This window comes from Kocuria sp. KRD140 (assembly GCF_017168375.1).
Taxonomy (GTDB): Bacteria; Actinomycetota; Actinomycetes; order Actinomycetales; family Micrococcaceae; genus Kocuria; species Kocuria marina.
Window position 1 is genome coordinate 132864 of the sequence record NZ_JABFAW010000009.1, and the last position, 9348, is coordinate 142211.

Genomic DNA, 9348 nt, shown 5'->3' on the forward strand with positions numbered 1-9348 from the left:
GTCGGGGACGGGGTGGGGCTCGGCGTGGGCGTCACCTTCCGGGCCACCGTGAGCGTGATCGTGGATCCCTGGCTCACGGAGGACCCCGCGGGAGCGGACTGCCGCAGCACCGTGCCAGCCTCAGCATCCTCGGTCTCGCGGATCTCCACGTCGTAGTTGAGCCGCACGTCGTCCGCCTGCAAGACCTGTTCGGCCTCCGCGCGGCTGCGGCCGACGACGTCCGGGACCGTGACCTTGCCCGTGGACACCTGCAGTTTGACCACGCTGTCCCGGGCCACCGAGGCGCCCTGTCCGGGATCGGTCGAGAGCACCACGTTGTGGGGCACTGTGGCGCTGTTGACCGTGCTGACCGGGCCCGCCGTGAGGCCGGCCTGCTGCAGGGACTGGCGGGCGTAGTCCAAGGATTGGCCCACGAGATCGTTGGGCACGGTCACGTTCTCGGGCCCCTCGGAGACCACGACGGCCACCGAGGACCCCTGGTCCACCTGGGTCCCCGCGGCGGGGCTCATGCTGATCACGTGCTTGTCCGGCACGCTGTCACTGTGCTGCGTGGTGAACGTGGGGTTCAGCCCCGCGTCCCGCAGGGTGTTCTCCGCCGTGGTGCTGTCCATCCCCGTGACCTGGGGGACGCTCACCTGCGCGACCTGTTCGACCTGCTGGTCCTGCCACCACCGCACGCCCAGCACGGTTCCGCCGACCAGCAGCGCGAGCACGAGCAGCAGCACCACGGGCACCACCCACAGGGACCTGCGACGGCGCCGTTCGTACGGCGCGGAGGCGGACGCGGGGGCGGCGACGGGCGCTGGGTCGTCGGCCGCGGCGTCGTCATCGAACCGGCCGTACTGTGCGGAGACGGTGGGCTCGGCGTCCTCGCTGCGTCCCGCGGCGGTCACGGCGGCGGCCGGGGTACCGGCGCCCACCGCGGGCAGGGTCTTGGTGTGAGAGTCGGCGGTGTGGGTGACGTCGATGGGCTGGGTCGCCCCGAGGTTGCCGGGCAGTTGCCCGCCGAGTTCCCGCAGCGCCCGGCGCATCTGCCCGGCATCCACGAACCGGTCCCGGGGGTCCTTGGCCAGGGCGCGCTCCATGAACCGGTCCACGGCGGGCGGCAACTGCGGGTTCAACGCCGACGGCGCGGGCGGTGCGTCCCGCACGTGCTGCGCGGCGATCGCCACGGAGGATTCCCCCACGAACGGCGCGCGCCCGGTCAGCAACTCGAAGAGCACGCACGCGGCGGAGTACAGGTCCGAACGGGGATCCACCGGGGCCCCGCTGGCCTGTTCGGGGGAAAGGTACTGTGCGGTGCCGAGCACCGCCTGGGACTGGGTCAGCGCGGCCTGCGTGTCCTCCACGGCACGCGCGATCCCGAAGTCCATGACCTTGACGCTGCCGTCCGGGGTGACCTTGACGTTGGCAGGTTTGATGTCCCGGTGCACGATCCCCGCGCGGTGGCTGAAGGACAGGGCGTCCATGATGCCGAGCATGTACTCGATGGCCTGTTCCGGAGTGACCCCCGGCCCGTGCATGAGTTCCCGCAGTGTGCGCCCGGGGACGTATTCCATGACGATGTAGGGGCGCAGGACACCGTCCGGGCCCTGGGGGCGGATTTCCCCGGTGTCGTAGATGGCCACGATCGAGTGGTGGTTGAGGGACGCCACGGCGTGGGCCTCGCGCTGGAACCGCTCGTGGAACGTCTCGTCCGCGGCCAGTTCCGGACGCAGGATCTTGATGGCCACGCGGCGGCCCAGGCGCACGTCCTGTCCCACGTGCACCGTGGCCATGCCACCGCGGCCGATGACCTCACCGACCTCGTACCGGTCGTTGATCAGATCCGGCAGTCCCGACGTCCCCATGCGTGTCAGCCGCCCGCGCCGCTGCCGGGAGCGCTCGGAGCCGCGAGCGCCCCGTCACCGGTGCCCTGCACGGGGTTGGACTGCTCGGATCCTGCCTCGGTGCGGGCGCTCTGATCCGTGGCCCCCTGGGCACCGGTGTCCGCCTGGGTGTTCGCCCCGTTCTGGCCGGTCTCCCCGGCGCCGTTGGTGGCTCCGTTACCGGCCCCGCCGTTGTCCGCGCCGTCGCCGTTACCGGCGCCGTTGCCCCCGCCGTTGGTGGGAGCGGGCTGAGCGGTCTGCTGCGGTGCCTGGGTGTTCTGGTTCTGCTCGGGCTGTTGCTGCGGTGACTGCGTGGCAGCGGTGCCCCCGGTCCCGGCCCCCGGGGTCGTCTGGGTACCCGGGGTCCACGCGACGTACATCACCACGGTGGAACCGACCTTCACCCGCGAACCGGCCGCGGGTTCCACGGAGACCACGGTGTTCTCCGCCTGACCCGTGCCCTGCTGCAGCCGCTTGTCCACGTTCACGCCCATGGCGGTGATCTCGGAGGCGACCTGGTCCGCGTCGCGGCCCACCATGTTGGCGGGCAACACCACGGTGTTCGCGGTGGGGCTCACGGTGGAGGACGTGACGGTGCCCGGTACGGGGGAGCCGGAATCGTCCCGCGAGGAGAAGAAGTACACCCCGGCCACGGCCAGGGCCACCAGAAGTGCGAGCAGCGGCAACAACCACGCCCACGCGGACGTCTTGCGCCGCTCACCCTGCGGGGTGGAACCGCGCTGCGAGCTCGGTGGCCGGTTCACGGCGTCGAACTGTGCGGTAGAGGGGTGGGCACTGTACTTGGGGTCCGGCTGGGCCGCGGCCGCGGCCGAACCGGTCACTCCCGCGGCGGCCGTCCCGGACATGGGCCGGGTGCTCGGTCCCGAGACCGGTGCGATGGCCTCGGTGGGCTGCTCGTCGGAGAAGTCTTGGGACAGGAACGGCTGCATCCCCGGGACCATCGTGACCGCGGCCGTGACGTCCCCGCGGCGCAGCGCATCCACGGCGTTGGCGAGCTTGCCCGCGTTCTCCGGGCGTTCCTCCGGGTCCTTGGCGAGCATGGACATGATGAGGGCGCGCACCGGGTCCGGGATGGAGTCCGGCAGCGCGGGAGGGTTGTCGTTGACCTGGGCCAGGGCGATCGCGATCTGGGATTCCCCCGTGAAGGGGCGCCGGCCGGCGAGCAGTTCGTAGCCGATGATCCCCAGGGAGTAGATGTCCGAGGAACCCGTGGCGGTCTGACCGGTGGCCTGCTCGGGGGCCAGGTACTGGGCCGTGCCCATGACCTGGCCGGTGGCCGTGAGCGGCACCTGGTCCGCAAGCCGGGCGATGCCGAAGTCGGTGACCTTGACGCGGTTGTCCGGGGTGATGATCAGGTTGCCGGGCTTCACGTCCCGGTGCACGAGCCCTTGCGCGTGCGCGGCGGCCAGGGCGCGGGCGGTCTGGCCGATGTAGTTCAGGACCGTGTCCGGGTCCAACGACTTCTGCCGGTCGATGATATTGGACAGCGGTTCGCCGGGCACGAGTTCCATGACCAGGAACGCGGAGCCCTCGTCCTCGCCGTAGTCGAAGACGTTGGCCACACCCGGGTGGTTGAGCAGGGCGGTGTGACGGGCCTCCGCCCGGAACCGCTGCAGGAACGTGGGATCCCCGTTGTACTCGTCCTTGAGGATCTTCACCGCGACGATCCGACCCAGGACCTGATCCTTGGCCTTCCACACCTCGCCCATGCCGCCGATGGCAATTCGTTCCGTCAGGGCGTAACGACCGCCCAGGGTGGTGTTCGACGATGGTCTCACTTGTTCAACACCGCCTCGAAGAGTTGCCGTGCACTGGGGCTGGTCAGGGAAGACCCTGTGGTGACGTCCACGTCCTCGACCACCACGGCCACCGCCAACTGGGGGTCGTCGGCGGGCGCGAATCCAGTGAACCACGAATCGTTCAATCCGTCCCTGCCGATCTCCGCCGTGCCGGTCTTCCCGGCCACCTGCACGCCGGGCACGGCCGCGCCGGACGCGATGCCGTTACTGACCACGGAGGTCATCAGGTCCTTGACGGTGCGCGCGGTCTCCGCGTCCGTGGAGCGGCGCAGCTGCTCGGCCTGGAACTGGTCGATCACGGACAGGTCCGAGGAGCGCACGGTCTTGATGAGGCTGGGACGCATCATCACACCGTCGTTGGCTATAGCCGCGGAGGCCATGGCCACCTGCAGCGGGGTGGTGCGGACGTCGTACTGCCCGATCGAGGACAGGGCGAGCTGGGCCTGATTCATGTCCTCGGGGAACACGGACGGGGTGACCTGCAGCGGGATGTCCAGGTTCTGGCCGTAGCCGAAGTTCTGCGCTGTCTGGCGGATCTTGTCCTGGCCCAGGTCCATGGCGATGTGCGCGAACGGGGTGTTGCAGGACTGCTCGAGCGCGAAGCGCAGGTCCACCTGGGAGCGCGCGGCACACCCGCCCTGGCGGTAGTTGGGCAGGCTAACTGTCGTGTCCGGGAGCGGGAGCTCGTTGGGGTTCGGCAGCGTGGTGTCGGTCGTGTACTTCCCGGACTCCAGCGCGGCCACGGTGTCGATGATCTTGAACGTGGAACCGGGGGAGTACAGGTCCCCGCTGATCGCGCGGTTCACGAGCGGCTTGTCCGGGTCCGCGTTCAGGGACTGGGCGGCTGCGACCACCTGGTTCGTGTCGTGCGAGGACAGGGCGTTCGCGTCGTAGCTCTTGCGGGAGACCATGACCTTGATCTCGCCGGTCTTGGGGTCCACGGCCACGATGGAGCCGTTGTGACCCTCCAGTGCGTTGTACGCGATGCGCTGCAGCTCGGGGTCCAGGGTCAGCTCCACCGAGGCGCCCTTGGGCTGGTTCCCGGAGAACAGGGACACCACGCGGTCGTAGAACTGGTCGTCGGACGCACCCGAGAGCTGGTCACCCATGGCGGATTCGAGTCCCGTGGCCCCGTAGACCAGGGAGAAGTACCCGGTGAGGTTCGCGTACAGGGGGGAGTCCGAGTAGACGCGCTGGTGCGCGAAGTCGCCGTCCGCGGGCACGGAGCGAGCGATCTCCTTCCCGCCCACGAGGATCGAGCCGCGGTCCCGGCCGAACTGTTCGTACAGCGTGCGGTTGTTCCACGGGTTGGCCTGGAGGGCGTTGGCCGCGAAGAACTGCACGTACGTCAGTGTCAGTAGCAGCACCACCATGATGGCCACGGCCATGAGCCACATGCGCCGGATCGCCTTGTTCACCGGGTCCCCCCTTCCTGATCGTGCGCGTTGCCGCCGGATGCGCTGCGTTCACCGGACGACGACGCCGCGTCACCCCGGGTGCGGTCGCTCCGGGAGGCGCGCGTGGCGCCGTGGCCGGCGGAACCGCTCGAGCGATGCGTGATCCGCGAGATCGCCTCGGTCGCGGATGCCGATTCCGCCGCGCCCGGGGACGCCGCGGCATCGTGGGATACGGACGTGGTCCGCGACAGCGACGGGGTGGGCTCCGTGGCCGGCTCCCGGCCCGGGGCGGCATCGGCACCGTCGGTGCGGGTGCGCTCGTCGTCGCGGCGTTCTTCGCGGGCGCGGAGGCGGCGCTCGAAGGTCGCGAGGTCCTCGTCCGTGGCGGGACCGGTGACCACGGGGCGCCGCGCGCTGTGGGAGATGGCCAGCAGGATCGCCACGATGATCCAGTTGGACAGCAGGGACGACCCACCGGCGGACATGAACGGGGTGGTCAGACCGGTCAGCGGCAGCAACCGCGTGACACCGCCGATCACCACGAGCAACTGCAGCACCATGAGCGAGGACAGGCCCGCGGCCAACAGCTTGCCGAACGCATCACGGGTACCCAGGGCCGCGCGCAACCCGCGGGTCGCGAAGAGCAGGAACATCACCAGGATCGCGCCGAGCCCGATCAGCCCGAGCTCCTCGCCGAACGCCGTGATGATCATGTCCGAATTGGAATAGGAGACCAGGTCCGGGCGCCCCTGACCCAGGCCCTGACCGAACAGTCCGCCGGAGGCCAGACCGAACAGTCCCTGCACGATCTGCGCCGAGCCACCGGGGGAGCGGTTGTAGACGTCCGGGTTGAAGGCGTCCAGCCACGCGTCCAGGCGCAGGGCCACGTGGGAGAACATGCGGCTCGCGGCGAAACCTCCCACGGCCATGAGCAGCACGCCCAGCACGATCCAGCCCAGGCGTCCCGTGGCCAGGTAGACCATGGCCAGGAACAGGCCGAAGAACATGATGGCGGTACCCATGTCCTTCTGCAGCACCAGCACGCCGATCGCGATCACCCACGCCGCGAGCATGGGGGCGATGTCCCGGAACCGGGGCAGGCGCACGGGGCCGATCTTGCGCCCAGCCAGCAGGATCAGGTCCCGGTTGGTCGAGAGGTAGCCCGCGAAGAAGATGGCCAGCGTGATCTTGGCGATCTCACCGGGCTGGAACGTGCGCCCGGCCACCGAGATCCACAGTCGGGCGCCGTTGATCTCCACGCCGAGGCCCGGGATCATGGGCAGCAGCAGGAGCACGGCGGAGAGCAGCAACATGATGTACGTGACGTTGCGCAGTCGCCGGTGGTCCTTGAGCAACCACAGCACCACGCAGCACGCGAGCATGGCCACGCCGGTCCACACCACCTGGGTGTTGGCGGCACTCTGGTTGGTGGACAGGTCGATGCGGTGGATCATCGCCAGCCCGAGCCCGTTGAGGGCCACGGCCAGCGGGAGCAGGTAGGGGTCCGCGTAGCGCGCCCGGATCCACAGCACCACGTGCACCAGCAGGGCGCCCACGCCCAGCACGGTGCCGCTCATGATGATGTGGCGGGGATCCGCTTGGGCGCGTTCGGGATCCACTAGCATGTTGGCGCCCACGCCGATCGCCAGGGCCACGAGCAGCAACAGCAACTCGGTGATCCGCCGCGGCCTGGGGCGCACGGGAGTCTCTGTGCCGCGCTCGGGCGCGGCGTTCACGGTCGAACTCATCGGTTCTCACCCCCGGGGGTCCCCGAGGCACCGGGGGACGTGCGCGGGGTGGCCGAGCCACTCGGCGACGCGCTCGCGGACGGGTTCGGTGTGGGGGTCGTGACCGTCACCCGGCCCGTGGGGCGGGGTTCGGGTCCGCGCGAGGACTCCAGGTCCGCGACGATCTGTTCGGCCTCCTCGCGGCTGCCCGCGGGGATCGTGGCGCGCACGCGGTCCTGCGCGTACTGGGACAGGGAGTCCACGGGGATCTCGGTGGTCGCGCTCAACTCGCTCAGCGAAATGGGACCCAGGGACTGCGAGACCCCCTGGAACACGGCCACGTGACCCCGGTCCTCACCCACGTAGTACTGGGACGAGGTCCACGCGCGCGCACCCCACCCGCCGAGCAGCAGCGCGAGGGCGAGCACGACGACGCCCACGATCCACGCCGCACGACGGCGCTTGGTCCCGCGCGCGGGGTCGTCACCCTTGCGACGCAACAGGCTGCGTACCTCGGCGGGATCGGTGGTCACGTCCAGCGTGGAGGTCGCGAGCATCGTGGCGCGGCGCTGGATCGCCGAGTCCGAGACGGTAGGGATACGCCCCGTCTGGGTCGCGTTCGCCGCGGCACCCACGAGCAGGTGGGGACGCTCGGCCAGGTCCCGGCGCAGCACGGAGGCCGAGGACTGGGTGGGCTGCGATGTGGTGTGGGGGTAACCGGGTTCGCGGTAGTCGGTGCCGCCGCCGGCCACGGGGGAGTCCATGGGTCCGTCCCAGTGCTCCACCTCGGACTCGCTCATGAGTTGCTCATCCGACGTGCGAGACTGATCCGGCACGGCCCCCTGGCTCTCCCCGGTCATGGGGTGGGCCTCGCTGCCCTGGGGGATCTCGTCCACCTGCACCACAACCACGGTCACGTTGTCCGGGGCCCCGCGGTCCAGGGTCAGTTCCACGAGGGAGTTCACGATCTGGTTCAGATCCCCCGTGGAGCGCATCACGTTCTCGATGGTCTGAGCGTTCACCACCGCGTTGAGGCCGTCGGAGCACAGCAACCAGCGTTCACCCACGGCCGGGCGCACGGTGCGCACCTCGAGTTCGGGGGAGGCGTCCACGTCACCGAGCACCCGCATGAGCACGTTCTTGTGGGGGTGGGTCTCGGCCTCCTCGGGCTGCAACCGGCCCTCGTCGATCAGCCGCTGGACGAACGTGTGGTCGGTAGTGACCTGCTCGAAACCCTCGGCCTCGGACAACCGGTACGCGCGGGAATCCCCGATGTGCGCCACGCAGATCTCGTCCCCGTCGATCAGCAGGGACGTCACGGTGGTGCCCATCCCGCCCAACCGTGGATTGGACTGCACGAGTTTCGCGAGGTTCTGGTTGGCGTTCTGGATCTCGTCCGCGAGCACGGTCTCGGCGTCACCGTCGTAGCCGGCGTGGTCCAGGTGGGTCAGGTCGATCACCGCGGAGGCCGAGGCGACGTCACCCCCCACGTGACCACCCATCCCGTCCGCGACGACGGCCAGGTAGCGGCCGGCGTAGGCGGAGTCGTCGTTCTTGGAACGGGCCCGGCCCACGTCGGATCGAGCAGCATATCGGAAAGCAATGGGCATGGGCTACGGCCTCAGTTCCATCACGGTGCGCCCCACCCGGAACCGGGCGCCCGGGTCCACCACGGTGGCGCGGGACAGTCGCTGGTCCTGCAGGTAGGTGCCGTTCGTGGACCCGAGGTCCTCCAGGAACCACTTGGATCCCTGCGCGAACAGGCGGGCGTGGCGCCCCGAGGCGTAGTCGTCCTCGAGCGGGATGGTGGCCTCTGCGGAACGGCCCAGCATCACGGGGGCCGATCCCAGTTGGAAGCTACGCCCGGCGAGCGGGCCGTCCACGACCACGAGCTGTTGCGCGCGCGTACGCGCACCCCCTGTGGTGGGGGCGGCGGGTTCTGGGGTGCCTCCTGGCGGGGTTCCCGTGCGCGGGCGTCACGCAGTTTCTCGCGGCCACCGCGCACGGCCGCGCGGGCCTTGCCGCCCACGGTCAGGTCACGCGCCTGGGAGAAGACCACGGCGGCGATGAAGATCCACAGCAGCGCCAGGAATCCGTAGCGCAGCAGGGTCACGGTCAGTTCGGACACGTCAGCGCCTCTCCCTCGGGAGCATCAGTCGGAAGGTCAACCTGGTGCGCCCCACGGTGATCACGGAACCGTCCACGAGCTGGGCCCTGCCCTGGATCCGCTGGCCGTCCACATAGGAACCGTTCGTGGAACCGAGGTCCACGGCCAGGAAATGGTCCCCCTGGCGCCGGATTTCGAGGTGCTCGCGGGAGACCCCCGTGTCCTCCACGGTCACGTCCGCCTGCGCGGAGCGGCCCACGCTCACGCGGTCCGCGTTGAGCGTGAAACGTTCGGCGCCCACCTGGATCACGGGCACCGGTTGCAGCCCGGCCTGGTCGTCGACCGGGTCGTGATAGCCGCCGGGAACGTGGCCCGCAGCGTCGTCGTCGGCCGAATGAGCGGCTTGGCCCTGGCTCTTATACACATCTG

The 9348-nt window shown here is 70.0% G+C and carries 6 protein-coding genes and 1 pseudogene; all 7 read right to left on the bottom strand.

The genetic code is table 11. The annotated features are described in order from the left end of the window. Window positions 1–1850 (bottom strand): Stk1 family PASTA domain-containing Ser/Thr kinase (gene pknB, locus J1M36_RS09425; RefSeq protein ID WP_206479161.1); only part of this gene is annotated, 1850 nt, incomplete at its 3' end. A gap of 5 nt (window positions 1851–1855) precedes the next feature. Beyond that, the gene (locus J1M36_RS09430) at window positions 1856–3667 is read right to left on the bottom strand and encodes a protein kinase (protein ID WP_206479162.1); all 1812 of its coding nucleotides are present in this window, start codon (window positions 3665–3667) and stop codon (window positions 1856–1858) included. After that, window positions 3664–5106: a penicillin-binding protein 2 gene (locus tag J1M36_RS09435; protein WP_206479163.1), complete on the bottom strand. Its 1443-nt coding sequence runs from the start codon at window positions 5104–5106 to the stop codon at window positions 3664–3666. The genes J1M36_RS09430 and J1M36_RS09435 overlap by 4 nt, the downstream gene beginning before the upstream one ends. Further along, complete coding sequence (locus tag J1M36_RS09440) at window positions 5103–6833, bottom strand: FtsW/RodA/SpoVE family cell cycle protein (RefSeq protein ID WP_206479164.1); 1731 nt, start codon at window positions 6831–6833, stop codon at window positions 5103–5105. Before J1M36_RS09440 ends, J1M36_RS09435 begins: the two co-directional genes overlap by 4 nt. Next, the gene (locus J1M36_RS09445) at window positions 6830–8422 is read right to left on the bottom strand and encodes a PP2C family serine/threonine-protein phosphatase (protein WP_206479165.1); all 1593 of its coding nucleotides are present in this window, start codon (window positions 8420–8422) and stop codon (window positions 6830–6832) included. The genes J1M36_RS09440 and J1M36_RS09445 overlap by 4 nt, the downstream gene beginning before the upstream one ends. 3 nt (window positions 8423–8425) lie before the next feature. Then, window positions 8426–8940: pseudogene (locus tag J1M36_RS09450) on the bottom strand (FHA domain-containing protein). Window position 8941: 1 nt separating this feature from the next. Beyond that, on the bottom strand, window positions 8942–9348 hold a 407-nt coding region (locus J1M36_RS09455), incomplete at its 5' end, for an FHA domain-containing protein (protein WP_206479166.1).

What these genes read in the sequence shown, in the direction of transcription:
- J1M36_RS09440 (WP_206479164.1), bottom strand. Translation starts at nt 6,833, where the DNA reads ATGAGTTCGACCGTGAACGCCGCGCCCGAGCGCGGCACAGAGACTCCC.
- J1M36_RS09445 (WP_206479165.1), bottom strand. Translation starts at nt 8,422, where the DNA reads ATGCCCATTGCTTTCCGATATGCTGCTCGATCCGACGTGGGCCGGGCC.